The organism is Paenarthrobacter sp. NPDC090520 (assembly GCF_044769205.1).
GTDB lineage: Bacteria > Actinomycetota > Actinomycetes > Actinomycetales > Micrococcaceae > Arthrobacter.
The window spans coordinates 197,135-221,642 of sequence record NZ_JBIVXM010000007.1 but is presented as its reverse complement, the minus strand read 5'-3'; the positions used below and the strand labels follow the sequence as shown (position 1 = coordinate 221,642).

The 24,508-nt window shown below is 63.4% G+C and carries 26 protein-coding genes; 12 read left to right on the top strand and 14 right to left on the bottom strand.

Annotation, left to right across the window (positions count from 1 at the left end; genetic code table 11):
- Positions 1-71 precede the first annotated feature (71 nt).
- Both ACIQTZ_RS11415 and ACIQTZ_RS11410 read left to right on the top strand, forming a co-directional pair.
- Positions 72-2,660, top strand: a complete 2,589-nt coding sequence (locus ACIQTZ_RS11415) for a LuxR C-terminal-related transcriptional regulator (RefSeq protein WP_402980485.1) — start codon at positions 72-74, stop codon at positions 2,658-2,660.
- An 8-nt stretch (positions 2,661-2,668) separates the two neighbouring features.
- Complete coding sequence (locus ACIQTZ_RS11410; protein ID WP_397324122.1) at positions 2,669-3,280, top strand: hypothetical protein; 612 nt, start codon at positions 2,669-2,671, stop codon at positions 3,278-3,280.
- Positions 3,281-3,392: 112 nt separating this feature from the next.
- On the opposite strand, the gene ACIQTZ_RS11405 is transcribed toward ACIQTZ_RS11410, so the two are convergent.
- From ACIQTZ_RS11405 to ACIQTZ_RS11385, 5 genes are all read right to left on the bottom strand, one after another.
- Positions 3,393-4,124: a hypothetical protein gene (locus ACIQTZ_RS11405; protein ID WP_402980482.1), complete on the bottom strand. Its 732-nt coding sequence runs from the start codon at positions 4,122-4,124 to the stop codon at positions 3,393-3,395.
- 82 nt (positions 4,125-4,206) lie between these two features.
- Complete coding sequence (locus ACIQTZ_RS11400) at positions 4,207-4,863, bottom strand: GntR family transcriptional regulator (protein ID WP_400335019.1); 657 nt, start codon at positions 4,861-4,863, stop codon at positions 4,207-4,209.
- A gap of 122 nt (positions 4,864-4,985) precedes the next feature.
- The gene (locus ACIQTZ_RS11395) at positions 4,986-6,014 is read right to left on the bottom strand and encodes a transketolase family protein (RefSeq protein WP_402980571.1); all 1,029 of its coding nucleotides are present in this window, start codon (positions 6,012-6,014) and stop codon (positions 4,986-4,988) included.
- A gap of 5 nt (positions 6,015-6,019) precedes the next feature.
- On the bottom strand, positions 6,020-6,913 hold the full coding sequence (locus ACIQTZ_RS11390) for a transketolase (protein ID WP_402980479.1): 894 nt from the start codon (positions 6,911-6,913) through the stop codon (positions 6,020-6,022).
- 63 nt (positions 6,914-6,976) lie between these two features.
- Complete coding sequence (locus ACIQTZ_RS11385) at positions 6,977-8,314, bottom strand: MFS transporter (RefSeq protein ID WP_397324127.1); 1,338 nt, start codon at positions 8,312-8,314, stop codon at positions 6,977-6,979.
- 205 nt (positions 8,315-8,519) lie between these two features.
- Here ACIQTZ_RS11385 and ACIQTZ_RS11380 point away from each other — a divergent pair, with 205 nt between their 5' ends.
- From ACIQTZ_RS11380 to ACIQTZ_RS11355, 6 genes are all read left to right on the top strand, one after another.
- Positions 8,520-9,362 (top strand): sugar phosphate isomerase/epimerase family protein, encoded by an 843-nt coding sequence (locus ACIQTZ_RS11380; RefSeq protein WP_402980476.1) that lies wholly within the window; start codon positions 8,520-8,522, stop codon positions 9,360-9,362.
- Positions 9,363-9,390: 28 nt separating this feature from the next.
- Positions 9,391-10,164: an SDR family NAD(P)-dependent oxidoreductase gene (locus tag ACIQTZ_RS11375; RefSeq protein ID WP_402980473.1), complete on the top strand. Its 774-nt coding sequence runs from the start codon at positions 9,391-9,393 to the stop codon at positions 10,162-10,164.
- A 41-nt stretch (positions 10,165-10,205) separates the two neighbouring features.
- Positions 10,206-11,945, top strand: a complete 1,740-nt coding sequence (locus ACIQTZ_RS11370; protein ID WP_402980470.1) for a dihydroxyacetone kinase family protein — start codon at positions 10,206-10,208, stop codon at positions 11,943-11,945.
- A gap of 10 nt (positions 11,946-11,955) precedes the next feature.
- Positions 11,956-12,414 (top strand): ribose-5-phosphate isomerase, encoded by a 459-nt coding sequence (locus ACIQTZ_RS11365; RefSeq protein ID WP_400335013.1) that lies wholly within the window; start codon positions 11,956-11,958, stop codon positions 12,412-12,414.
- 135 nt (positions 12,415-12,549) lie between these two features.
- Positions 12,550-12,930: a DUF1304 family protein gene (locus tag ACIQTZ_RS11360; RefSeq protein ID WP_402948543.1), complete on the top strand. Its 381-nt coding sequence runs from the start codon at positions 12,550-12,552 to the stop codon at positions 12,928-12,930.
- Between the two features lie 54 nt (positions 12,931-12,984).
- Positions 12,985-13,359, top strand: coding sequence for a VOC family protein (locus ACIQTZ_RS11355; RefSeq protein ID WP_402980467.1), 375 nt, complete (start codon positions 12,985-12,987; stop codon positions 13,357-13,359).
- A gap of 449 nt (positions 13,360-13,808) precedes the next feature.
- On the opposite strand, the gene dnaB is transcribed toward ACIQTZ_RS11355, so the two are convergent.
- Entirely contained in the window at positions 13,809-15,194 is a 1,386-nt protein-coding gene (gene dnaB, locus ACIQTZ_RS11350) for a replicative DNA helicase (protein ID WP_397324136.1), read from the bottom strand.
- Positions 15,195-15,821: 627 nt separating this feature from the next.
- Here dnaB and ACIQTZ_RS11345 point away from each other — a divergent pair.
- Complete coding sequence (locus ACIQTZ_RS11345) at positions 15,822-16,259, top strand: hypothetical protein (protein ID WP_402980464.1); 438 nt, start codon at positions 15,822-15,824, stop codon at positions 16,257-16,259.
- Positions 16,260-16,268: 9 nt separating this feature from the next.
- Positions 16,269-16,844, top strand: coding sequence for a hypothetical protein (locus ACIQTZ_RS11340; RefSeq protein ID WP_402980461.1), 576 nt, complete (start codon positions 16,269-16,271; stop codon positions 16,842-16,844).
- On the opposite strand, the gene ACIQTZ_RS11335 is transcribed toward ACIQTZ_RS11340, so the two are convergent.
- From ACIQTZ_RS11335 to ACIQTZ_RS11315, 5 genes are all read right to left on the bottom strand, one after another.
- On the bottom strand, positions 16,841-17,200 hold the full coding sequence (locus ACIQTZ_RS11335) for a zf-TFIIB domain-containing protein (protein WP_402980459.1): 360 nt from the start codon (positions 17,198-17,200) through the stop codon (positions 16,841-16,843). The genes ACIQTZ_RS11340 and ACIQTZ_RS11335 overlap by 4 nt on opposite strands.
- 37 nt (positions 17,201-17,237) lie before the next feature.
- Positions 17,238-17,861 (bottom strand): FMN reductase, encoded by a 624-nt coding sequence (locus ACIQTZ_RS11330; RefSeq protein ID WP_402980456.1) that lies wholly within the window; start codon positions 17,859-17,861, stop codon positions 17,238-17,240.
- A gap of 91 nt (positions 17,862-17,952) precedes the next feature.
- Positions 17,953-18,900, bottom strand: a complete 948-nt coding sequence (locus ACIQTZ_RS11325; RefSeq protein ID WP_402980453.1) for an alpha/beta hydrolase — start codon at positions 18,898-18,900, stop codon at positions 17,953-17,955.
- A gap of 45 nt (positions 18,901-18,945) precedes the next feature.
- Complete coding sequence (locus ACIQTZ_RS11320; RefSeq protein WP_402980450.1) at positions 18,946-19,989, bottom strand: alpha/beta hydrolase; 1,044 nt, start codon at positions 19,987-19,989, stop codon at positions 18,946-18,948.
- A gap of 219 nt (positions 19,990-20,208) precedes the next feature.
- Positions 20,209-20,505: a DUF4287 domain-containing protein gene (locus ACIQTZ_RS11315; protein ID WP_400335000.1), complete on the bottom strand. Its 297-nt coding sequence runs from the start codon at positions 20,503-20,505 to the stop codon at positions 20,209-20,211.
- 104 nt (positions 20,506-20,609) lie between these two features.
- Here ACIQTZ_RS11315 and ACIQTZ_RS11310 point away from each other — a divergent pair, with 104 nt between their 5' ends.
- Positions 20,610-21,494: a hypothetical protein gene (locus tag ACIQTZ_RS11310; protein WP_402980447.1), complete on the top strand. Its 885-nt coding sequence runs from the start codon at positions 20,610-20,612 to the stop codon at positions 21,492-21,494.
- Between the two features lie 2 nt (positions 21,495-21,496).
- Here the strand turns inward: ACIQTZ_RS11310 and ACIQTZ_RS11305 are convergent, their stop codons facing one another.
- On the bottom strand, positions 21,497-22,390 hold the full coding sequence (locus ACIQTZ_RS11305) for a diacylglycerol/lipid kinase family protein (RefSeq protein ID WP_402980445.1): 894 nt from the start codon (positions 22,388-22,390) through the stop codon (positions 21,497-21,499).
- A gap of 188 nt (positions 22,391-22,578) precedes the next feature.
- Positions 22,579-23,430 carry a PhzF family phenazine biosynthesis protein gene (locus ACIQTZ_RS11300; RefSeq protein ID WP_402980442.1) on the bottom strand — a complete coding sequence of 284 codons (852 nt, stop codon included), beginning with the start codon at positions 23,428-23,430 and terminating at the stop codon, positions 22,579-22,581.
- Between the two features lie 58 nt (positions 23,431-23,488).
- Here ACIQTZ_RS11300 and ACIQTZ_RS11295 point away from each other — a divergent pair, with 58 nt between their 5' ends.
- On the top strand, positions 23,489-23,914 hold the full coding sequence (locus ACIQTZ_RS11295; protein ID WP_402980439.1) for a DUF1801 domain-containing protein: 426 nt from the start codon (positions 23,489-23,491) through the stop codon (positions 23,912-23,914).
- A 133-nt stretch (positions 23,915-24,047) separates the two neighbouring features.
- On the opposite strand, the gene rplI is transcribed toward ACIQTZ_RS11295, so the two are convergent.
- Positions 24,048-24,500, bottom strand: coding sequence for a 50S ribosomal protein L9 (gene rplI, locus ACIQTZ_RS11290; protein ID WP_347109016.1), 453 nt, complete (start codon positions 24,498-24,500; stop codon positions 24,048-24,050).
- Positions 24,501-24,508: the final 8 nt, after the last annotated feature.

Sequence of the window (24,508 nt, the reverse complement as noted above, 5' to 3'; positions counted from 1 at the left end):
CAACACGATCCGCGCATGCGCTCCACATTGACTATGCAGGAAAGCAGCACCATGCAGTCGGAGAGCGGGCATTGCATAACCACACAATCGATCGTGTTCTGGGATACGTGGCCAAGGGCTTGGGTGTCAGGATCGTGGGCGCCCCCGGGAGCGGCAAGTCCACTCTCGTAAGGTCCCTGGTTGCCCGGCTTGAGGAAGACGGTGTTGAAGTCTTCGCCATGTTCGGCACTCCCGCGCTGGCCGCCGTGCCCTTCGCCGGCGTCTTGTCCCTGGGACTCGACTTCAATTCCCGGACCATCGGAATCCTCGGTGTCTCGGACTACCTTTCAGCCCAGTTTGCCCGGACCGGGGCCCGTGTGATGGTGATCGACGACGTCGGCAACCTTGACCGGGAATCACTGGCCGTAGTGAACATTCTGCGGTCCCGCGCCAACGTGCCGCTGGTCATCACCGTGAATGACAATCCACTCCATCCCACAGCACCTGCCGGCTTGTTGGCCTGTCTTCCCGAAGCAGCAGTGGCTCTCCCCGCGCTCGGATTTGGACAGATCAACAAGCTCATCGCGAAGATTCTCGGGGCTCCGGCCGAGGTGGATGTCGCGGCCCATGTCCTCACCAAGTCGGGCGGCAATTTGCGCCTGGCCGTTCGTCTCATAGAAAGCTCCGTCCTCAGTGGAGGCCTGTTGCTCAAGAACGGCCGCTGGTCCATGCCCGGTGCCGGTTTGATGAATGAACACCTGTACGGCGCGCTCGAAGCCCTGCTTCAGGGCCTGCGGACCCACCAGCTCCGCGCACTCCACAAGATGTCGTTGCTCGGACCCACACCCGTCAGCCAACTCGTAGCAACGGTAGGCGAAGATGCCTTGGACGATCTGGAGGTTGGCGGACTGATTTCGGTGGTCAGCGGCCCGGACGGCACTCCTGTGGCCACAGTCTTCCCGCCCCTGCTGGACGACTACCTCGCAGCACGCGCCGTTGGGTCCAGGAGGGTTCTTCAAAGCACCCTGACGGGAAGAGTTGGCAGCCACGCCCTTGCCGAGGCACCCACTAACCGCCTGCCCGCCGCAGTGGCCGCCATCCGCGCGGAAATGGACGGTAACCATGCGGCCACGAACCGCTATTTCCAGCAGCGCTCCGAGGCCATGGAGAGAGACCACTTCTCGGCATGGGAGCACCAACGGAACCTGGCCAACGCGGTGCCGCTTCTGGCCTGCTACTGGGGAGCGCCGGTGGATCCCGAACGGGTCCAGGAAGTCTTCAGCCGGACCGACATGGAGTCCGGCACGGCGGGGGAGCTGTTTTTCTTCACCATGACCCAGGCCTGGTGGATGTATACCGCTAGGGGCGACCTCAAAGGAGGCGTAGCACTTCTCCGCACCACGGCGTCCAGGGAGCCCCGCCTGCGCCCGGAAGCCGAAGCATTCATCAGCTTCCTTGAGGCATCGTGCGCCGCAGACGGCAAGGTGACCATCCCCGATCCGGAACCAGGACTGCCAGGGGGCGCCTTTGCCATCATCAAAGGAATCCTGGAGCTGTACAGCCTCAAACCTGGGGCAGCCCTGACCAGCATCGCTGCGGGCGACATGCCGGACGAACTCCAACGCTTCGAAACCTTCATCCGCGGGTTGGCCCTGTTCGCGAGCGGACGTGTCGAGGAGTCCCTGATCCTGGCGCTTGCCTCGCGACAGAAGGCGATGCAGGAGATCGACCAATTCACCCTGGTGAGCCAGAGCTACCTCGCTGCCCTGTCCCTGCAGAACCACGGCTTGTTCGACGAAGCCGAGTATCTGATGGGGCGGTCCTTTTCCTTCGGCACACCCAGCCCCCTCCTGAATTCCTTGCACGGCGCCATGTTGCGTTTGTCCTCCTTACGCGCTGGGGATGGCGGCGGCACCGAGGGCACCCCGGCAAAAGCCCCCGACGTCGGCCCCCTCCCCGGAGTGGGTACGGGCGTGCTGGACCTGGCCGCCAGCCGTCCCGTCAGCGCGAAGTCCTTCGACCAGCTGGCCAGTCGTGTCGTGTCGAAGGCCTTGGCCCGCGGGTTCGTCTTCGAAGCCGTGCACACCGGCATTTTCGCCTTGGGGCTGCTGCCCGGCCCCCGGGTCCGGGACCTGCTCAAGGGCATCCTGCGAGAACGGGGACTGGCCGTCCATGACCAACTCCTTGGCGCCGCAGATGCTGCCATTGATGGCGACGTGGCGCGGCTCCGGCACGTGCTGGACACCTACGTACCGGATGCAGACATGTACCACATCTGCATGCTTCTGCGCGGGGCCGGTCAACGGTGGCAGCTGAGCGGAGAACCGGATATGGCACGCGAGCTCGCCCGGGCCGCCAAGGATTTCAGCGCCCGGTTCCGGCCAACCGGTACCCTCTTCGACTTCAGCTCCGAAGCACCCGGTTCTTCCCTCACAGTGCGGGAGATCGAGGTGGCGATGGTCGCGGGCCAGCAAAGCAACCAGGACATCGCCGAGCACTTGGGGATCAGCATCCGCACGGTGGAAAGCCACATCTCCAATGCTTTACGCAAAACGGACTCCACAACACGGAAGCAACTCGCGGACCTGGTTCAGGGGATGCCGGAGGAGTCCCGTGTGGGTGCTGTGGGAGGTTTCCCGGATCAAGAGACAAACCGGCTCAACGCCGTACTGGAAGGTTAAGGACAGCCATGACAAACCCTGTTGAATCCCACTGGGCGAATTTCCGTTCCCAGAAACTGAGCAAGGCCACCCAGGGCTCGCGCCTTCGGGTCATCAGCAACAACCGTCAGTTCACGTCGCTGGTGCATTGGGCCACGGTCTCGCTGCAGTCCAGGATGCCGGGAAGCGTGGTGGTAGCAGACGGCGCCATGCCGGACTTGGAAGGAAGCGTCAGCGATTTAGTGCAGGCCGGCAAACGGGTGCTCGTTTACGGCGGCGTCCTGCACAGTTCACGCGTCTTGGGCCTCATGAATCTGGGCGTGCGCGGCTACGTGCCCGAGACGGCAACGCTCCAGGTGCTGCTCAGTGCGGTCAAAAGCATTTCCGACGACGGCACGCACCTGCCGTTCGACCCCGACTCCGGCCGTGAATGCATCGCTTTGACGGCGGCTGAGGAAATTGCCGCGGACGCCTACCTTCTGGACGCCCAGGAGCTCCCGCGCATGGAGGTGGCAAGACGGCTGGGCATCGCCGATGCCACCCTGCGGAACCACCTCGCATCGGTTCGACGCAAGTTGGGGATAGGCCCGCGGACCAGCCGGGCAGCGGTGAGCCGCCGGTACCGCGCCACCCTGCGGTGAGCACGCGGCTTGAAGCAATTGCCCGGCACCGGCACCGGTTATCTCCGTGGCCAAGGCATCCCGGCTCAGTGTTTACTGCCGGCCTCCTCAGTGGTGCCACGCCCCCAGCCGGCTACCACCGTCCAACGGCGTGCCACTGGTTGTCCGTGATGCTGTAGCCAATGTCCTGGAGGGCCTTGGCCAGCTCTCCCCTGGTGACGCAACGCAGACCGGCGTCCGTGAGCTTCTTCCGTCCACGTGCCAGATGTCCGCGCACCGTGGTGGTCCTGAGACCCAAGGCTTGGGCCAAGGCCGATGCGGTGAGCGCACGTCGGCGGGCATAGAGCTCCAGTACTTGGATTTCCCTGTCCGTCAGTTCCTTGCCGACGCTTGGCTGGGGAACCAGGGGTCGGGTTGATCCAAGGACCACGGCTTCAATCAAGCGGGGAATCTCCGCCGCCGTACTGTCCGGGTCAAGGATGGCGACGGCTCCTTCAGCGGACAACGCTGCCCGCTGGGAGGGGGTCACCTGGCCAAGTACCACGCAGCGGCGTCCGGCAGCAGTCAGGGACCGCACTTTGAGCGGCAGCGGAACGAGATCATCCGCGTATGCGTCCAGGACCACCCACAAGGCGGCTTCGAGGGGATCCTGCAGGAGCAGCGAGGACCAGGACGTGTGGATTCCGCCCAACGTGACGGTGGTGGCACGCCTCTTCCACTCCCAGGCAACTGCGCCGGCCAGGATGGGATTTCTGTGGACGAAGTCGACGTCGGGACGCTCGGCCGGCTCTGCGTCGGGTCCCGGTGAAGGTGAGTCAGAGGACGGGTTTTCGGCGATGGGGGAAGGTGGGCGTTGAACTGGCACCCGGACAAACTAGCCTTCGCCTCAACGCTCCTCAGTGGCAGTTAGCGCACTCTCTCAGTGGTGGGCCAACAGTTCGGCCAGGCTAGCCCACCAGGTTTTCTGCAGCACCGTCCATATGCGAGATGATCGTTTCGCGTGCCTTCGCAGCGTTGCCCGTCTCGATCGCCGCAACGATGTCATAGTGCCTGCCAACACTCATGTTCCCCGTGGCCCGTTCCACCCCGGCGAACATGATGGACATGCGGATGGAGCCTTCCAAAGACTCCCACTGGTGCAGCAGGGTCTCGTTGCCGGAGAGGCGGCACAGCGTGCGGTGGAATTCAAGGTCAGCCTCGATCTGCTCCTCCAGGGAGGATTCACTCGCCTTGCCCATGGCCTCCACGGCCTCTCGCAGTTCCCTGAGGGCCGCTTCCTTGTCAGGCATGTCGCTGAGCGTGCGGGCGGCCAACGATTCGAGGACCCCCCGGACGGAAAAGATGTCCCGGATCTCCTTCACGTCCAAGTGGCGGACGGAAAGGCGTCCGCGTGCTCCGGCGGAAACCAGGCCTTCCTGTTCAAGCTGGCGGAGGGCTTCGCGAAGTGTTCCACGGCTGATCTGGAGCATGTCGGACAGCTCGGTCTCCACAAGATGCCGCCCGGGTTCCAGCTCGCCGCTGGTAATGGCACCCCTCAGAGCGATGAGTGCCTGCTCGCGAAGGCTCTTCTTCTCCAGTCCCAGGAGGGATGCGCCAAGGGCCATGATCTTTCCTCAATATCTTCGGGCAACAGCCGACAGTCCGGTGTTAACTGTCGATACTACGGGCAGGGGCGCGGTACCGGCAGTATCGCCGGTTCCGCGCCCCGTGCTTGTGACTTTCGTGGTCAGGCGAGTTCTGCCAGGACCTTGGCGACGATGCGGTCCACGGAGAGACCGTAACGTTCATGGAGTGTGGGCAGCGCACCGGCGTCGAGGAACTGGTCCGGGAGCGCGATGGGTACCACGCGCTTGCCGAGGCCGGCGCTTACGACGGCGGAGGCAACAGTTTCGAACAGACCGCCAACTACTGTGTGGTTCTCCAGGGTGACGGCGAGCCGGTCGGTGTTGAGTTCGGCCAGTACCGTGGCCGAATCGAACGGCTTGATGGTCGGGGTGTGCACCACGGCCACGTCCACGTTGTGCTTGGCCAAGGCGTCTGCCGCCTGCAGGGCGCGCATGGTCATCAGCCCGGAGGAGACAAACACCACGTCGTTGCCGCCGCGCAGGACTTTGGCTTTGCCGAGTTCGAACGTGTAATCGTACTCGTCCAGCACCGTAGGCACGTTCCCACGCAGCAAGCGCAGGTACGTGGGTCCATCGGATGCGGCCAGTTGGGGAACGGCCTGCTCAATGTCCACGGAGTCACAGGGGTCCACGATGGTCAGGTTGGGCATGCCGCGGAAGATCGCCATGTCCTCGGTGGCCTGGTGGCTGGGACCGTAGCCGGTGGTGAGACCGGGAAGGCCGCCCACAATGTTGACGTTGAGGTTCGGCTCGGCGATGTCCAAGCACAGGAAGTCGTAGGCACGTCGAGCGGCGAACACGGAGTAGGTGGAGGCGAACGGGACCAAGCCGGTCTCGGCCATGCCGGCAGCAGCACCGAAGAGCAGTTGCTCGGCCATGCCCATCTGGAAGAACCGTTCCGGGAAGGCCTTGGCAAAGATATGCATGTCCGTGTACTTACCCAGGTCCGCGGTCAAGCCAACGATCTTGGGATTGGCTTCGGCCGCGGCCACCAAGGCGTGTCCGAACGGCGCGGAGGTGGTCTTCTGCCCGGGGTCAGCAAATGAGGCGATCATGGCAGAGGTCTTCAGCTTTGGCTTCCCAGCCGAAGCGCCCGCGGCCGGGCCTGCCGCCGTCGTGGTTGTTGTCACTGAGCTCATGCCGTGGCCGTCCCTTCGTATCCAGCGGTCAGCTGCTCACGGCAGATCTGCCATTCGTGTTCTTCGATGCGCATGAAGTGCGCTTTCTCGCGGGTCTCCAGCAGCGGTACGCCGCGTCCCACTTTCGTGTCGCACAGGATCACCGACGGCTGGCCGGAAGCGCCCGAAGCAGCCCGGCGCCCGGCGATGTTGTCGAACGCAGCCAGCAGCGCACCGACGTCGTTCCCGTCCACCCGCTGCGTGTACCAACCGAAGGATTCCCACTTCTCGGTCACCGGTTCGGTGCGCAGCACCGTGTTCGTGGCTCCGTCGGCCTGGAGGGCGTTGATGTCCACCATGGCGATCAGGTTGCCCAGTTGGTGGTGGTGCGCGCCCATGGCTGCCTCCCACGTGGAACCCTCGTCGAGTTCACCGTCGGAGAGGAAGTTGATGACCCGCGAAGCGGAACCCTGCGCCCGCAACCCGAGAGCCATTCCGACCGCAATAGTCAGGCCGTGGCCCAGCGAGCCACCGGAGATCTCCATGCCCGGGGTGTAGGTGGACATGCCGGACATCGGAAGACGGGAGTCGTCCGAGCCGTAGGTTTCCAGCTCTGCGACCGGCACAATCCCGGCCTCTGCCAAGGCGGCGTAGTGCCCGATTGCGTAGTGGCCCGTAGAGAGCAGGAACCGGTCCCGGCCTTCCCAATGCGGGTCCTCGGCCCGGAAGCTGAGTTGGTCGGAGTAGACAGAAGCGAGCATGTCCGCTGCGCCCAAGGCCTGGCCGACGTATCCCTGGCCCTGCACCTCGCCCATGTTCAAGGCGTGGTGGCGGATTCGGTAGGCGGCGGCGCTGATGCGGTCCACGCGTTCCGCAGCGGGGGCGGCCGTTTCGACTGGAGTGAGAGTCACTGGTTTCCTTCCGGAGACGGGCGCGGTCCGATGGGGAGAGCGCGCCCGACGTCGTGTGGGTGCTTAGGCGGATACCGAATGGGGCGTGTTGTTGGCAGCTTCTTCGGCGAGCTGACGCTCGCGCTTGCCCCAGGTTTCCTTGGTGACGACAGCAGCCCAGAGGCCGATCGCACCGTAGATGCTGAACAGGGCGGCCGGGCCCACCCATCCGAAGCTGACGAACAGCAGGGTGGTGATGAACGGCGTGAAGCCGGAAACCATGGCGGAGATCTGGTAGGCGAGCGAGGCTCCCGAGGACCGGGTCTTGGCCTGGAACAGCTCCGGGAACCAAGCACCCTGGGCGCCGGCGAGGGAGTTCTGGCAGACAGCGTAGGCGATCACGATGGTGGCGATGATGAAGATGAACAGGCCGGTGTTGACCAGGAGGAACATCGGGATGCCGAAGACTACGGCGAACGCGGTGGACCAGATGTAGACCGGACGGCGGCCTACCTTGTCCGTCAGCTTGCCCCAGGCGTAGGTGGCGAAGATACCAATGGCGGCGGCGATGCAGAGGGCAACCAGGGTCTGGGTCTTGTCAGCGAGCTTGGTGCTGTGCAGGTAGGAAATCATGTACGTCACGGAGACTGCGTAGCCGGCGGTTTCGGCGATGCGGAGGCCGATGCCGCGGACGATGTTGCGCCAGTCGGTCTTGATGACTTCGACGATCGGGGACTTGACGATGTCACCCTTGGTCTTGACGTCCTCGAACACCGGGGATTCAGGCACCTTGGAGCGGATGATCAGGCCAACGGCCACCAGGACAATGCTGGCCAGGAACGGAACGCGCCACGCCCACTCGCTGCCCAGGCCGACGCTGCTCAGGAAGACGAGGTTGGCAAGCAGCAGTCCCACGGGGAAGCCGGCCTGCACAATGCCAGTGAATTGCCCCTTCTTGCGCCACGGTGCGTGTTCGTAGCTCATGAGGATCGCGCCACCCCACTCCGCACCGAAGGCCAGGCCCTGGATAACGCGGACGATCACCAGGAGTGCCGGTGCCAGGAGGCCCACCTGCTGGTAGGTGGGAAGCAGGCCGATGGCGAACGTCGCCAGGCCCATGAGGATCAGGGAGGCAACCAGGACGGGCTTGCGGCCGAGCTTGTCGCCAAGGTGGCCGCCGATGATGCCGCCGAGCGGGCGGGCAGCGAAGCCGACGCCGAGGGTCGCGAACGAGGCCAACGTACCAGTCACCGGGTCGGCGCCCGGGAAGAACGCCGTACCGAAGTACAGTGCGGCAGCGGTGCCGAAACCGATGAAGTCGTAGGTTTCAATGACTGCGCCAACGCCGGATCCTACGGCGACGCGCTTAGCTTCTTTGGTTCCATGAACCGGACCACGCATGGTCAGAGCTTCATTGCTCATTGCTTATTTCCCTTTCGAAGAGTGGGGCGCTTCTCCGCAACCTCACTGTCGACAGTCAACATAATACGTCAACTGTGACCGACACCACCAGCATTGTCAACAGTCAACTCCAAAGGTTGACTGTTGACAGTTAACGACTGTAACGTGGTTTGCATCACTACAGGCCCTCTCCGGCGAGGACCGCACGACTTGAGGATCAACGACGATGTTCCATCACCGACTTGGCTGTTCTTCGATCAGCTTCCGCCACCAGGACTTGGCAACAGCCTTGGAGACCATGGGCGGCCTGGGTTTCGAGGAAATTGACCTCGGGGCACTCCCCGGCGTCTGCGACCATGTGCCCTACGTCCTGGACGCCGAGGCTGTCGAGGCGGTTGCCGCCGTCGTCAATAACTCGGGAATGCGCGTCCGCTCGGTCAACGGCGACGTCGGGGACCTGAACGCAACGCTCGACGCCGACGCCTCGCGAAAGCGCGAACGTCACCTCGAGATGCTGCTCAGCCTCGCGGCAAAGACCGGCGCGAAAGCGTTGGTTCTCCCCTGCGGTGCGATCGACCACGAGCCCGTCAGGAGCCTCGAGGAAGACATCGAAACCGTCGCTGCGCAGTTGATCCATGCGGCCGAACGGGCTGCGGAATTTGGAGTGGAGTTGTGGACGGAGTCCCTCCACTACTTCCGGCTTTGCTGGAACACGGAACGTGCGCAGCTGCTCGCAGACCGCCTGGCCGGTTCCGACGTCGGAATCGTCATGGACTTCAGCCACATCGTTGCCTCCGGCGGCGATCCCGTTGACTTCGTTGACCGGTTCGGCGGGCGCATCAAGCACGTCCACCTGCGGGACGCCGTTCCCGCAACAGAAACCGGGCCCGGGAACATCAACCTCAGCATCGGCAACGGCCAGGCGGACTTCGCCGGCGGCCTCTCCAAGCTGCGGGATGCCGGCTACACCGGCCACTTCTCGCTGGAGCTTGAAACCCGCGACGTCACGCACGACGAGCGCCCGGCCGCCACCGCCAAGGCCGGCAGCTTCATCTCAGACCTCATCTAGTACCCCTTCAAACCACCCAAGGAGCATCATGTCCACCATCCAGCGCACCGCCGTCCTCACCGGAGCAACCTCCGAGCGCGGCATCGGCCTCACCACCGCCCGCCGCTACGCAGCCCAGGGCTGGGGCATCGCCATCCTGGACCTCGACGGCGAGAAGTCCGCCAAGATTGCCGCCGAGATCGCCAACGAGTTCAACGTCCCCGCCTTCGGCTACGAGATCAACGTGGCCGACGAAGCTTCCGTCACCAAGGCACAGGCCGCCGTTGCCGCTGAAGTTGCCGCCGGAAACCTGCCGGTTGTGGGCGCCCTGGCGAACATCGCCGGCATCACCTCCCCCGTCCCGTTCCTGGAAACCACGCTTGAGCTGTGGCACAAGGTCATGGACGTCAACGCCACCGGCACGTACCTGGTCACCAAGGCCTTCCTGCCGGACATGATCGCCAACGGCTGGGGCCGCATCGTCAACATGTCCTCCGTTTCCGCCCAGCGTGGTGGCGGCGTCTTCGGCAAGGTTCCCTACTCCGCAGCCAAGGCCGCGATCCTCGGCTTCACCAAGGCCCTGGCCCGCGAAATCGGCGAAACCGGCGTGACCGTCAACGCCATCACCCCCGGCGCCGTGGACACCAACATCCGCGTCGGCAGCACCCAGGAGCAGGAAGACGCCATCAACGCAGGTATCCCGCTGGGCCGCAACGCCACCACCGAAGAAGTTGCCGCAGTCATCACCTTCCTCTCCTCCGAGGACTCCGCTTACCTCACCGGCACCACCATCGACATCAACGGCGGCAGCCACATCCACTAGTCCGCACTCCCCTCGCCCGGACTCCAGAACCAGGACCCACCATGACCAGAATCTTCAACGATCCCGCCGACTTCGCCGACGAAGCCCTCGCTGGTTTCTGCGACGCCCACTCGGACCTTGTCCGCCAGGTTGAGGGCGGCGCGGTCCGCCGCAACAGGCCCTCCACGCCGAAGGTCGCCGTCATCACCGGCGGCGGTTCCGGCCATTACCCCGCATTCGCCGGAATCATCGGCCCGGGCTTCGCTGACGGTGCCGTGGTGGGAAACATCTTCACCTCCCCCTCTACCCAGCAGGCGTACTCCGTGGCCAAGGCAGCCAACTCCGGCGCAGGCGTCGTCTTCACTTACGGCAACTACGCCGGAGATGTCCTGAACTTCGGCATGGCCAGCGAAAGGTTGAATGCCGAGGGAATCCGTGCGGAGAACGTGCTGGTCACGGACGACATTGCCAGCGCTCCCTTGTCCGAGATCGAGAAGCGCCGCGGCATTGCCGGTGACTTCGTGGTCTTCAAGGTCATGGGTGCCGCTGCCGAAGCCGGGCAGGACCTGGAATCAGTGGTCCGGCTGGGACGGAAAGCCAACGATCACACCCGCACCATCGGGACCGCCTTCAGTGGCTGCACCTTCCCGGGTGCTGACCAGCCGCTCTTCAGTCTTCCCGAGGGACACATGGGCCTGGGCCTGGGCATCCACGGCGAACCGGGACTGTTCGACACCGAGCTGCCCACCGCCGTCGAACTCGGCAACGAACTGGTGCGCCGCGTACTGGCCGAAGCCCCCGCTGGCGCGCCGGGCCGCGTCGCCGTGATCCTCAATGGACTCGGCTCCACCAAGAACGAGGAACTCTTTGTCCTGTGGCGCACGGTAGCTCCGCTGCTCCGCGAAGCCGGGTACACGCTGGTGATGCCCGAAGTTGGCGAACTGGTGACGTCTTTGGACATGGCCGGGGTTTCGCTGACGCTGACCTGGCTGGACGAAGAGCTTGAAGAGTACTGGACGGCTCCGGCCCTGACCCCGGCGTACCGTCGCGGCTCCGTCGGGTTTGACGTCACTGCTGCCGAAGACGCTGTGGACGAAGCTGCTGCTGTGGACACAGCCGACTACTCCTCCACAGAGGAATCACGCGCCTACGCAGGCCAGTGCCTCGCGGCGCTGGAGACCACCGCGGGCTTGCTCCGCGACTCCGAGTCGATGCTGGGCGACATGGACGCCATCGCGGGCGACGGTGACCACGGACGTGGCATGGTCCGCGGATCTGCTGCCGCCCTTGAGGCCGCAGCCACGGCCTTTGCTGCAGGCGCCGGTGCTGGTTCCGTGCTGATCGCCGGCGGCGACGCGTGGGCCGACAAGGCCGGCGGAACGTCGGGTGTCCTCTGGGGTGCCGGGCTGCGCGCCTTTGGCGAGCGGCTGGGCAATGAGCAAAGCCCGACGCCGGACGACCTCGCCCAAGCGGTTCAGACCTTCGCAGACCGGATCACGGGACTCGGAAAGGCGGAGATCGGGGACAAGACCATGGTGGACTCATTGCTGCCCTTCACTTCCTCCCTGACGTCCGCCGTGGCCTCTGGATCACCTGTTTCCGAAGCTTGGGCAACAGCTGCGGCCGTCTCAGCCGACGCGGCCGCCGCAACCGCCGACCTCCGGCCACTCAAGGGCCGCGCCCGTCCCCTCGCCGAGAAGAGCATCGGCACGCCGGACCCCGGGGCGACGTCACTCGCCATGGTGTTTGCCGCCGTCGGACCCCACTTCACCGCAGTTCACGCAACTGCCGCCATCAACTAGGAGTATGACCATGCGCATCATCGTGGGCGCCGACGAAGCCGGCGTTGACTACAAGGACCGGATCCTCGCGGACCTCCAGGCCGATTCCCGGATCACCGAAGTGATCGACATCGGAGTCCACCGTGACGATGAAGACTTCACCAAGCCCTACCCCTACGTGGGCATCGCTGCAGGTGAAATGATCCGCGACGGCAAGGCCGACCGCGCCATCCTCTTCTGCGGCACCGGAATCGGCGTGGCCATCGCCGCCAATAAGGTCCCGGGCATCCGCGCCACCGCGGCGCACGACTCGTTCTCCGTGGAACGCTCCATCCTGTCCAACGACTGCCAGGTGCTCACCATGGGCCAGCGCGTTGTAGGCGTCGAACTGGCACGCCGCCTGGCCAAGGAATGGATCGGGTACGCGTTCGACCCCACGTCCGGGTCCGCCGCCAAGGTGAAAGTGCTGAGCGACTTCGAGGGCTGCTAGTTCCCCGTTCTGAAGGCCAGGCCCCGCGCGATGTGTGGGGCCTGGCCTTCTCTTTTCCCGGGTTCTTGAGGGCCATTCCCTGCGGGCGTATCCTTCACGGAAACAGCCGGATCGGACATGGCCTGGAGGACGCTCATGAACCTCGTGAGTCAGATTCTTGCCGGAGTTACCGCCCTGACGCTGATTGGCGTCGGAGTACTTGAGGTCTTCTTTCACGGCGATCAACGCTTCCACCGGATCTTCCTGATCAAACCGGAGGATGTCCGGGCCGTTCGGATGTGGGCCATGAACGTGGGTGCCTACAACATCGTGTTCGGAGTCGGTTTGGCTGTCGGCTTGTGGATGGTGAACTCGGGCAGCACAGCCGGTGGAACGTCAATCGTCCTGTTCTGCTGCGCAAGCCACGTGTTCCTTGGTTTTTGGCTGTGGGTCACGGAGAAGAGTTTGCTCACAAGCGCCATCGGACAGGCGCTGATTCCCGGGCTCGCAATCGTGTTTTACCTGCTGCTTCACTGAGAATGTGGGAACAACCTCATCAGACATGGAGTCCGCCTGATTACACTGGCTCCCATGTCCTGCCGAATCAGTGAACTGGTCCTGAACTGCCACGATCCGGAACTCCTTGCCAGGTTCTGGAGCGACGTCCTTGGCTACGTCGAACTCGACCGTGAGGACGGCGCCATCGAAATCGGCCCACCGGAGGCGGGCTTCGGAGGGCTGCAGCCCACCATCATCCTGAGCCCGAGCATTAATCCACGCACGGGAAGGCTGCCCCTCCACATCGACGTCAACCCTGTGGACCGGGACCAGGCAGCCGAGCTGGAACGCTTGCTGGCCCTCGGAGCCCGGCCCGCCGACGTCGGGCAGACCGGCGACGAACACTGGCACATGCTGCAGGACCCCGAGGGGAACGAGTTCTGCCTGCTGCGGAGGCAGCTGGGGTAGGATAGAGCTTGCAACGGGCATTAGCCCTGAGAAGTGGGTCTGGCAGTCTTCCGGATGGTATGACGAGCCGGACCCGCGTTGTTTAAGGCGTGCAGTCGACAACGCGCTGTACCAAAGGGGCCGACTTCCTGATGACCCAAGCACTGCGGCCGGGCCAATTTATCCGGCACACCTCGAGCAACGTACAGGTACGTTGACAGGCCGGCATCGGCACGCCGCTCAGGAACGCATTCCGTGACGCATCGCTTTCGCTCTTGAAATGAACACGACGCTGGCCGGGGCGCCGCAAGGCGCTAATCGCGCGTCGCGCCGACCCAAGGTCTGCCGGGGCAACCACGGTCGCAGCAACGTAATACGCCTTCGATTTGGATTCGTCGACGAAGACATGGGCGCCCCTCTGGGCGGGGACGGTATTTCGGGCCGTTGCCATCTGTGCGGCTCTCCGCCCCTTAGAACCCGCCTCCACCGCCCGAATCGCCGGCCATGTTGGCGAAGCGTGAGTAGTGGCCCTGGAAGGCCACCACGATGTCCTTGGTGGGACCGTTACGGTGCTTGGCGATCAGGATGTCCGCTTCACCAGCACGCGGGGATTCCTTGTCATAGACGTCCTCGCGGTGCAGCAGGATGACCATGTCCGCGTCCTGCTCGATCGAGCCGGATTCACGGAGGTCGGACACCATGGGCCGCTTGTCCTGGCGTTGCTCGGAACCACGGTTCAGCTGCGACAGCGCAATGACGGGCACCTGGAGTTCCTTGGCAAGCAGCTTGAGCGCACGGGAGAACTCCGAGACTTCCTGCTGGCGGGACTCCACTTTCTTGCCCGAGCTCATGAGCTGCAGGTAGTCGAGGACAACCAGCTTCAGGTCGTGCTGCTGCTTGAGCCGCCGGCACTTGGCGCGGATCTCCATGAGGGACATGTTGGGGCTGTCGTCAATGAACAACGGGGCGTCGTTCATCCGGCCCATGGTGGTGGCGATCTTGGACCACTGCTCGTCCTTGATGGTTCCCTTGCGCAGATCCTGGAGGCTGATGGTGGCTTCGGCAGACAGGAGACGCATGGCGATCTCGTTCCGGCCCATTTCCAAGGAGAACATGACGGTGGCCATGTTGTTTTTGATTGCGGCGGAGCGGGCGAAGTCCAAAGCAAAAGTGGACTTACCAACGGCCGGACGTGCCGCGATAACGATCATCTGGCCGGGGTGGAGGCCGTGGGTGAGCTCGTCGAGCTCGTAGAAACCAGTGGGGACGCCCACCATGCCTTCGCCGCGGTGCCCGGACGCCTCGATCTCGTCCACCGTGGACTCCAAAACGTCCTTCAAAGCCACGTAGTCTTCAGCCGTACGCTTTTCGGCAACGGCGTAGACCTCGGCCTGGGCCTGGTTGACCAGGTCCTCAACCTCGCCGTCCTGGCCGTAGCCCATCTGCACGATCTTGGTGCCGGCGTTGACCAAGCGGCGCAGCACCGCGCGCTCCGCCACGATTTCGGCGTAGTACCCGGCGTTGGCGGCGGTGGGGACTGTCTGGATGAGCTCGTGCAGGTAGGCGGGACCACCGATCCGGTTGATTTCACCACGCTTGGTCAACTCATCCGAGACAGTGACGGCGTCGGCAGGCTCGCCGCGGCCGTAAAGGTCGATGATCGACTCATAGATGGTCTCATGTGCAGGACGGTAGAAGTCGTGCCCACGAACGATTTCCACCACATCGGCGATCGCATCCTTGGACAGCATCATGCCGCCAAGAACAGACTGCTCGGCAGCGATGTCCTGGGGAGGTTTGCGGCTCGCTTCGGAAGAGCGGGAGCCCTCGATTGAGTCCAAATGCGTTACTGACAAAGCCGTCCTCCATATGTGTACCGCTGTAGAGATGTGGGTCCCTCAGTGGTGCGTAAAGCGCAAGTGGACCTGGGATGGTTTTGCCCGAGCCTTGCGGACCAGCCGAGTGCTCCAGTTGTATCGGCAGGGGCCGACATTTTTGGCCCACAGCTATTTCCACAACTTATCCACAGAAGCATCCCCAAGCGGTTTTGCGCGCCGCTGCCTGGGGGCTGCCGGGAGGACCGATTCCATCCTGAAAGAGGTACCCCAGCCACGTTAGCGGTGCTCTGCGTGAGGACAAAGCCGGTTATCCAGCATGGTTGTGGATAACCTGTGGAATAAGCCCCGCACGTTGTGCACAGTCTGTGCGTTACCCTGTGGATAGAGAAATTCTTTTTGCGGTAAGTGGCTGCTGACCTGCGAAAACATTCATCACAAGCTGTGGAAGAAAGAAACTTTTAGTGGATAACCATCCACAGCCGCACAGCCCTAGCCCGCCCCCACAGGGTGCAATACGTCGAAAAACATACCTCAAATGTGATGCGCCTTACATGCCCCACCCCAATTTGACACTTTCCTCTCGGAAGCCTATGCCAGGTGCGGAATGTGCTGTGGATAACCAGCGATCTGGCATAAGCTCTAGGAATGGGGAATAACCTTGGCGACCTGCTGCTGACAGCCCTTCCTTTGGTAGTCCTGGTCGGTCTCCTCTGGGCCGTCTCGGCAGCCCTCAGACCCCGCGAGACAGGCATCTCCGACGCCGAGCGGTACCAATGCGAGCTGGCGGCCCGCTCGGCCGCGCACCAGGCGTCCCAAGTCCAGGCGGCACTAGCGTCGCGGGCGCGGATCGAAGCCTCCACAAAACCGAGCCAGAACCGGGCACAGACCACCCAGCACGGAGCGGGCAGCCCCGCCAACCGCAGCCAGGCTGCTGTCCTTCCCAACGGCCAGCTGAACCCGCAGTTGGCCTTTGAAATCCAAAACCTGGTCCGCAGCGGGCAAAAGATCCAAGCCATCAAGGTGCTGCGACAAGCGACCCACTCAGACCTCATGACCGCCAAGAACTACGTAGATCGGCTCTGACAAAACGCCATGGATTCGCTCCTTATCCCCCTCGTGATCCTCATCCTGGTCATCGTGGGCGTACTGCTCCTGATTCGCTCTTTCACCAAGCGTTCTGCCGAGAACAAGGCCAACACGACTGCCGCCAAGGCACCCAAGGATCCGGTACAGCTTGCGAGGGAGTCGGCAGCAAAGCTGAATGAAGAGCAGCACCGCCGCCTGTACTCACTGATCGCGCAAGGCCAGGGTATGGCCGCCATCAAGCTTTACCTGCAGGCCACGGGCGAAGGCCTCCGGGCATCGCGGGACGCCGTGGGCGCCCTGGCCGCGCACCCCCAGCCGTTCCGTCCGGAGGCACCCGCAAGGGACCTGCTGGCGGACGACGACGATGAACCCGAACGCTTTCCCTACAGGTACCGCGCAATCGTCAGCAAAGGCGATGTGACCCGCGAGGTCAGCAGCAACATGCTCAACGACGAAATCTACGGACGCATCCGCACACTGGCCAAGAGCGGCGATGTGGAAGGCGCAGCGTTGGCGCTCACCCGCCACTCGGACATCACCATCAAGCAGGCCCGGGAGTTCATTGAACTCCTGGACGATTAGAAGTCGAAGAGATCTCCCAGGAACCCTTCCTTTTTCTTGCGCTTCCTCCCGTACTGGTCGCGGTTGGATCCATATCGCCGGTCGTCATCGCGCCTGTCGTAGTCACGGCGTTCCCGATCGTCATACCGGGGCCGTGACTCAAAGGGGTTGTAGATGGGAGGGGGCGCGATGGGAGGTTGCGCTGGCGCTGCAGCCGACCGTGGCGGCAGCGCTCCGGTTTCACCGTTGACACGATCAATGATCTTGTCCAATTCGCCGCGATCCAGCCACACTCCACGGCAGGTGGGGCAGTAGTCGATCTCCACGCCGCTGCGTTCGCTCATCACCAGGTCAACAAAATCAACAGGACACTTCATGTCTGCCTCAACGACCCGGGAGCCCAAATGGTTCGCCCTAGTGACCCGCCGAAATGCCCGCGAGCAACTGCTCGAACGGCAACGACTCCAGAACCGGTGACTTATGCCCCGGCTGGGGGCCGCTCAGCAGTTGCACGAGCTCACCGGCGGCCCTGTCCACCCGCACCGAAAGGGGCGAACCGCCGTCGTCCGTTCCCCAGTCCTGGGGTCCGGCGAAGACGCCGGTGGCAGTCATCCTGGTGCGCAGGTAACTGAAGAGCGGGCGCATGGCATGGTCCAGGACCATCTGGTGACGGTCGGTACCACCGGTGGCACCCAGCAGCACAGCCTTGCCGTCCAAAGATTTGGGGTCCAGGACGTCAATGAACGACTTGAACAGACCGCTGTACGAGGCACTGAAGACCGGGCTGACGGCGATGATGCCGTCTGAGTTCTCGACGCCGGCAATCACCTCGGCAAGCCGCGGCGCGGCATAGCCGGTGACGAAGTTGTTGGCGATGTCCACCGCGAGGTCGCGCAGTTCGACGACGTCGATCCTCACCTCATAGCCAGCCGACCGCAACTGCCGCTCGGCTGAGGCGGCCAGCTGGTCGGCCAGGAGGCGGCTCGACGACGGCACGCCGAGCCCGGCGGAAAGGACGGTGATGCGGCGGGTTTCCATGGCATTCTCCTGTTGCTCGATCTATCCCCATCATACATGCATATGCATCTAAATATCTGAACAGGGCGGTGAGTGAATGTATTCCCGGCGCCTAGCCTCCGGCGAGTTGACCCATGGAGGTGACGGTCGCTGTCGAAATCTGCTCCTGGGCGGCCGTTCGATCGATGGAAGCCTCCCCATCGCCCGGCTGGGCACCGTAGCTGCCGAAGTAGGCATGATTGCCTCCCTGGACAGTGACGAAGGTGGTGTCGAGCGGAAGCAGTTCACGGGAAAGGTCAATCTTGGCCGGAGTGCTCAGGCCGTCCGCGGTCCCGGAGACCGACAAGACCGACAAACCCGCCCGGTCCCGCAACGAGTCCAGCGGATAGGAGGCGAAAAGGACAAGTCCTTTCACATCGGGGTTGTCCAAGGCGAAGGAACTTGCGCTCACCCCGCCCAGGGAATGGCCACCCACAGCCCACGAGTGAACTTCGGGGTGGGCAGACATGGCTGCTCGTGCCTGGCTGCCGTCGAGGAGGCTGAGCCCAAGGGGTTCCTTCAGGATGACCACCAGATAACCCGCGTTGGCTACGGGCCCAAGGACATCTTCGTACGCCTTCGCTTCGACGCGGGCTCCAGGGTAGAAGACCAGGCCTTTGCTGGGAGTGGAGTTCACTGGAGCCATGGCAATGTCCGTTGGAGACTCCACGATCGCAACGTTCCGTGCAGGCTGGGGACCAGCAGGTTGGTGCGCGAACGGGTTCAGCCAAGCGAGAGCCGCCACGGCTGACAACGCAAGCAATCGGCCCACCCATGCGCCAATGGACCGCAGCATGGAGCGCTTGGGCCGCGACCCCCGACCCCGCCACAGCAGGAACCCCCACAGGAGGCCTCCAGCGGCGGCAACCAGTAACAGCACCGGAAGCGCCGGGTGGCCGCGCAGGACGACCGGGTTGCCGAGCAGCATGGCGGCCGGAACCACGATCAGCGCCGAGGCGCAAACAATGGAGATCCATACGAGCAGCGGAGCACGGCTGGTCGACGCTTTAGTGACAGGCATGGTCCAATAATAGTTCCATCATGGAGATACTTTTTACCGCAGTGGTCAGTTCCGCGATACGTGAGTGGACAGGAAATCGAGCGTTCGCTGCTTGGCGTCACGTGCCTCAACGAAATTCAAGTGGAACTGGTACTCGTGCGGCAGCGCTGGTTGATGGTCCGCAGGCCAGAAGAGTTCAGTCACCGGAACGCCGGCGGCCTTCAGGCGGTTGCTGTAGGGAACGGATTGCAGCCACGTCAGGCCATCCCCGTTGCCTCCGCTGATGAACGTAGGCGGCAAGTCAGAGGTGACGAACTCAAGGGTGGACATGGTTCCGCCGGCATAGGTGGAGGACCAGTCCTTAGTGCCCGTGTAGGCCCACAGGGAGGTCTTGAACCCCCAGGCGACCAAGCCATTCAGATCAGCCATGGCGCGCAGGTCATAGACCCCGCAATGCAGGATAGTGGCGGCAAGATCTTCTTTGCGCAGCGCCGGCTCGATCCCCAGGAGGTTCGCGTAGGCCGGATTCACCGTCAACGTGGCCATCTGGCTGGCGAGTTGCGCCCCCGCGGAGTCACCCGCGAGGACGATCCTGCCTGGATCCACCCTCAGCTCGGCGGCGTGGGCCTTGATATAGGCCAAGGCATCGTTGAGCTCCCGGACAGCCGTGGGGTACGTCGCCTCGGGTGCGATCGTGTAGCCCACGCCGATGGTGGTGTAGCCCTCAGCAGCAAGGATCCGGAGGTACGGCTCCACGTTGGACTGAGCACCGGAAATCCAGGCGCCACCGTGAATCCACACGATGGCAGGGAGCGCTTCGGTAGTGCCCTGGGGGCTGAAGGTGTCGAACGAGAGTCCGGGCTTGTATTCCACCCCCGGGTTTGTCTGCAGCGGCGTATCCGGAACGTAGGGCAGCATTTCATCAACGGTGTCCTTGGCGCCGCGTTCAAAAACACTGCGAATCACCATCGCCGACGGCCACGGAGTAGCTGAGAGGGCAAGCAGCACAATGAGCACCACAACGATGGCGAGATCCAGCTTCCTCAGCCGCCACGGTCGCTTCCGCCTGCCCGAGCGCTCTACCTCACGCGAACCTGTGCGCCTAACCACGCCCGTATCAGTCTGAGCGGACTCCAAAGGCCCCATTTACACACTCCCCCGTCTGTGCACCTGCGGATAATGCTAGGACTGAACCGTGTTTTAGCGAAGGAAATGTCCACGGTTCCTTTGGCAGGCGGCGACAGTGACGCCACGAGCAGGGTCCCCCTCACCGCCGTCGAACGTCGCGCTGTGGGAGCCGGGACGGCGGGCAACGCGGCCACTGATCCACTATGGAGCCGCAGGTTTACTGGCTTTGCCATCCAACCACAGCGTGTCCGACTCGTCGCGGTGCACACCGTCGGTCCCCACGTGTTTGCTGTCGATCTGCGGGCCCTTCTTGATGACATGGACCAGGGCCATGCCGTGGCCCCGCCCAAGGTCGTAGTCCGCCTTCAGCCACTCAAGAATGGTTCCGGCCTTGACCGCGGGGTCGTTGAATCCTTTGCCTTCCGCAATCTCCACCAGTTGGCGCGGCGTGAGGCCGGTCTTGTCCTCGATCGCATCAAGATAAGCCTGGAACGACATGGGTTCGCCCTTCATCCGTGATTCGTTGTGCGTAGGCGTGACTCTACGGGATGGGTGGACAACGGGGAATGTTCCAGGCGTTCGCGCGGTCCTAGACTTTTGGAATGGTGAGCCGATCATGGCGGTACGTGGTTGCACTGGCGGCCGTCTGCTTCCTGCCGGCCTGTGAATCTGCCGGCCAGGCACCCGCCCCTTCTCCCGCCGGCTCGCACGGGGAAACGCCCATCTCCGTGGAGGTCAATCAGTCGCGGGACCAGTACGGCAAGCAAGCCATCCTCATCCAACTCACCAACAACACGGAAGCTAACCTCACTGTCAGTGACGCTGTGCTGCGTTCGAACCTGTTCCGGGGCGACATCACCTGGCGTCCGGAAGGCGGCGCCTTGGACTTGCCACCGAAGCAACCCAAGAGCCTCCCCGCCACCCTTCCGGCAGCATCCTGCTTGAGTGCATCCGACGCACCCATCACGGCCACCATCCACTACACGGACCCGGCGCGTGAACCAAAGACGACCAGCACGGACGCGAGTGACCCTTTCAACGTCCTCCCGCGGAACTCCGACGAACTCTGCCTGTCAGCGGAGGCGGCCGCGACAGCAACCATCGTCTTGGACCCCGGCCTGGAGGTGGCCCCGGACGGGGCTACCGCCGTCGTACGCCTTGTCATCACCCCGGTGGGCACGTCCGGCGGGACGGCACCAGGCCTCACCATCGAATCGATCGACGGGACCACGCTGCTGGCCGAAGTGCCGGGCGATCCTTGGCCCCGCAGTGTCACAGTCACTGCCAACACCGAGCCGGAGGTGGTGCCGTTGCGGATCAGGCCTGCGCGATGTGATCCGCACGCGGTCGCCGAGGACAAGGTGGGGACCCTGTTGCCCCTGAGGGTAACCGTTGGGGACAGGAAGGGCCTGCTGAAGGTGGCGGCCTCAACGGAGCTTCGGGGACGGATCTATGACTTCGTGAGCACAGCCTGCGGCACCGGCTGAGCTCAAGCGATGGTGGGCAAGGCTTCGTGGGCGCTCTCCACCGTGATAGTGGCTCCAGCTTCGACGTGCTTGACCTCGCCATCCATCTGGAACGGCAGCGGTTTGAGGGTGGTGAATTCGTAGCTGCTGACGCTCGGCTGGTCGCCCAGCCCCTGCGTCGTGGCGCGCAAAGCATTCAGGACCACTCGCCACTTAGGCATATGCGGGAAAAGAACCACCTCGAACTTGCCGTCGGCGGGAACGGCCTCTGCCTCGCTCAAAGTGGCATACTTGGCCATTTCGGGAATGTTGGCGAAAACCAGGCTGTCCACTTTGTGCTGCTTTCCATCGGGCAGCCGCATCTCGAAGGGTTCGAACTCGGAGAAGGTCTTGACCACGGACAGCATCTCGGTGAGAGCCCCCTTGCTGCCCTTTTCCAACTCCGTGGCCACCACGGGCGTGAGGCCGAATCCGATGTACGAGTGCGCGAATTCGGCCGGCCCGCCCTCTCCGGTATGAATCCGCAGCAGATCAATGTTCTTCACGTGGCCCTCGGCGATGGCTTCATCCAACGGCTTGGTCCCGACGGTGCGGCGATGGTCGTTCGCGTTGCCCGCAGCCATGACGGCGCACACTGCCTTGGGATTCTCTGCCTGCATCACCCCGTTGACTACCTCGTTGTAGCCACCATCGCCGCTAACGGACACCACCAGGACGTCCCCTCCGCCGGCTGCCGCCTCGCGGGCGAGTTCCACCGCGTGGCCGGCACGCTCGGTAGGGCGAAGAACGATGTTCGCCTCATACGGGAGCCGTTCCTTGAGCTTTCCCTGCAGTTCCTCCGCCAGATCCGGGGCGTTTCCCGTGCTGTTCGGGTTGAAAATGATGACGATCGATTCAAAGGTCCGTGCGGAATCCATAGTTCTCCTCTATGTGCATGCAACGGGGATCAATCCGTCAGTGCTGCGCGTCAATCACATGGCGTGGAGTGGGCGATGAAGGGATTACCTGCCCTCACCATTTAGTCCAGTTCCATGAGTGTTTCACGGCGGCGGACCACGGTGAAGCCAGGGCACGCGCCGAAATGCCAACGGCCTACTGGCGCGCCCTACAACAGCACTGTTCCCTCGATGCACGTGACCGACGCCCCGCCCACCCAGATCTCACCGTCCTGGGCTTTCACGTGGATGCGCCCTGCCCGGCCCAGGACCGTTCCCTGCGCGGCAACGTACTCCTGTGGCGCGCGGCCAGAGCCGATGAGCCACTGTGCCGCTCCGGCGTTGAAGCTGCCGGTCACTGGATCTTCCACCATGGCGTCACCAGGAACGAACGTGCGGACCTCAAAATCCGTTGACGAACCTTCCGCGTGCGGACCAATCACACCCACCTTCAGGTCACCCATGGCCGCAACGTCCGGTTCGAGGGCAAGCACCTGCTCCGCCGAATCGAGGAGCACGCCGATCCATTCCGGTCCATTGACCAGCCACGATGCATCCAGGATAGCCTCGTCGGGCACCTGGAGCGCCGCCGCCAACTGCCCACGGATTTCCGGCTCGACGGGACCGAAGCGCGTCAGCGGCGGCGCCGCGAAAGCCAGCCGTCCGCCGTCGTGCTTCACTTGGACCAGGCCCGCCCCACATTCCTGAACCACTACGCCCTGGGACTTGGGCACTCCCCCGGCCTGCAGCCACGTATGTGCCGAACCCAACGTCGGATGCCCGGCAAACGGGAACTCCTCGCTGGCCGTGAAGATGCGGACACGGTAATCGGCACGCGGATCCGTAGGCGGCAGCAGGAACGTCGTCTCGGACAGATTGGTCCAGTTCGCATAATGCTGCATGGTTTCGGTGCTGAGCCCCTCGGCATCAACCACGACGGCGAGCGGGTTGCCAAAATAGGGCCGGTCGGAGAAGACGTCCACTTGGTGGAACGGGCGGACTCGCAAGGATTCATTGGTCACCGGTGCAGGCTATCACTGGGTTCTGGCATGGCTTTCCGTCGTCTGGGAGACTACGCACATGGCAGAAAACAAGACCCAGCCAACGGATGTGCCGGTGGAAGATTTCCTTGCAGCCGTGGAGCACCCCACCCGTCGTGCGGATGGGCTGGAGTTGATGGACCTGATGGGTGAAATCACCGGCGAAGAGGCGTACATGTACGGCCCCACGATTGTTGGTTTCGGCAGCTACCACTACAAGTACGCCACAGGCAGGGAAGGCGACTCCCCCGCTGTCGCCTTCTCGCCCCGTAAGTCCAACCTGGTGTTCTACGGGCTCACGGAAGGTCCCGACGCCGATCGGCTGCTGCCTGAGCTGGGCAAGCACAAGACCAGCACGGCCTGCCTGTACATCAACAAGTTGGACGATGTGGACCGCGCTGTGCTGGCCGAGTTGATCCGCAGCGGCTACCACCACACCATGTCGGAGATCCACAACCCTGCATAAGGCAACGCGGGGTCAGTTACAGCCCTTTAGTCGCCGAACATGGGCCCTAAGTGACTCCGCGTTGCTCCTGGGGAAATGAAAACCCCCGCCACCGGAAATCCGGTAACGGGGGTCCTTCAGATGCAGTCAAAGACTACTTGCTTGCAACGACCTCGAGGTCGATGACAGCAGAAACATCCTCGTGCAGGCGGACGTTGGCCTGGTACGAACCCACGGACTTGATGTGGTTCGGCAGTTCAACGTTGCGCTTGTCGATGGCGCCGAGGCCAGCGGCCTCAACAGCAGCAGCGACATCAGCAGGCTTGACCGTGCCGAAGAGACGACCGGACTCGCCGGCCTTCACCTCGAGCTTGACCTTCTTGGAGGACAGAGCCTGGGCCTGTGCCTGTGCGGCTTCAACCGAAGCGTGGGCGCGGGCAGCACGTGCAGCCTTGATGGACTCAACCTGCTTCTCGCCACCGCGGGTCCAGGTCAGAGCGAAGCCGCGGGGCAGGAGGTAGTTACGTGCGTAACCGTTCTTGACCTCGACAACGTCGCCAGCAGCACCGAGACCGGTTACTTCGTGGGTCAGAATGAGCTTTGCCATGTTAGTTA

Excerpts from the sequence above, each read along its gene's own strand:
- ACIQTZ_RS11400 (WP_400335019.1), bottom strand. The coding sequence starts at position 4,863 with ATGGCCCTTGGCGCATCCCTCCTGGGACTGGAGAAGAAGAGCCTTCGC.
- ACIQTZ_RS11365 (WP_400335013.1), top strand. The coding sequence starts at position 11,956 with ATGCGCATCATCGTGGGCGCCGACGAAGCCGGCGTTGACTACAAGGAC.
- ACIQTZ_RS11380 (WP_402980476.1), top strand. The coding sequence starts at position 8,520 with ATGTTCCATCACCGACTTGGCTGTTCTTCGATCAGCTTCCGCCACCAG.
- ACIQTZ_RS11345 (WP_402980464.1), top strand. The coding sequence starts at position 15,822 with ATGGGGAATAACCTTGGCGACCTGCTGCTGACAGCCCTTCCTTTGGTA.
- ACIQTZ_RS11410 (WP_397324122.1), top strand. The coding sequence starts at position 2,669 with ATGACAAACCCTGTTGAATCCCACTGGGCGAATTTCCGTTCCCAGAAA.
- ACIQTZ_RS11305 (WP_402980445.1), bottom strand. The coding sequence starts at position 22,390 with ATGGATTCCGCACGGACCTTTGAATCGATCGTCATCATTTTCAACCCG.
- rplI (WP_347109016.1), bottom strand. The coding sequence starts at position 24,500 with ATGGCAAAGCTCATTCTGACCCACGAAGTAACCGGTCTCGGTGCTGCT.
- ACIQTZ_RS11355 (WP_402980467.1), top strand. The coding sequence starts at position 12,985 with ATGTCCTGCCGAATCAGTGAACTGGTCCTGAACTGCCACGATCCGGAA.
- ACIQTZ_RS11375 (WP_402980473.1), top strand. The coding sequence starts at position 9,391 with ATGTCCACCATCCAGCGCACCGCCGTCCTCACCGGAGCAACCTCCGAG.
- ACIQTZ_RS11295 (WP_402980439.1), top strand. The coding sequence starts at position 23,489 with ATGGCAGAAAACAAGACCCAGCCAACGGATGTGCCGGTGGAAGATTTC.
- ACIQTZ_RS11310 (WP_402980447.1), top strand. The coding sequence starts at position 20,610 with ATGGTGAGCCGATCATGGCGGTACGTGGTTGCACTGGCGGCCGTCTGC.
- ACIQTZ_RS11335 (WP_402980459.1), bottom strand. The coding sequence starts at position 17,200 with ATGAAGTGTCCTGTTGATTTTGTTGACCTGGTGATGAGCGAACGCAGC.
- ACIQTZ_RS11370 (WP_402980470.1), top strand. The coding sequence starts at position 10,206 with ATGACCAGAATCTTCAACGATCCCGCCGACTTCGCCGACGAAGCCCTC.
- ACIQTZ_RS11360 (WP_402948543.1), top strand. The coding sequence starts at position 12,550 with ATGAACCTCGTGAGTCAGATTCTTGCCGGAGTTACCGCCCTGACGCTG.
- ACIQTZ_RS11385 (WP_397324127.1), bottom strand. The coding sequence starts at position 8,314 with ATGAGCAATGAAGCTCTGACCATGCGTGGTCCGGTTCATGGAACCAAA.
- ACIQTZ_RS11330 (WP_402980456.1), bottom strand. The coding sequence starts at position 17,861 with ATGGAAACCCGCCGCATCACCGTCCTTTCCGCCGGGCTCGGCGTGCCG.
- ACIQTZ_RS11325 (WP_402980453.1), bottom strand. The coding sequence starts at position 18,900 with ATGCCTGTCACTAAAGCGTCGACCAGCCGTGCTCCGCTGCTCGTATGG.
- ACIQTZ_RS11315 (WP_400335000.1), bottom strand. The coding sequence starts at position 20,505 with ATGTCGTTCCAGGCTTATCTTGATGCGATCGAGGACAAGACCGGCCTC.
- ACIQTZ_RS11340 (WP_402980461.1), top strand. The coding sequence starts at position 16,269 with ATGGATTCGCTCCTTATCCCCCTCGTGATCCTCATCCTGGTCATCGTG.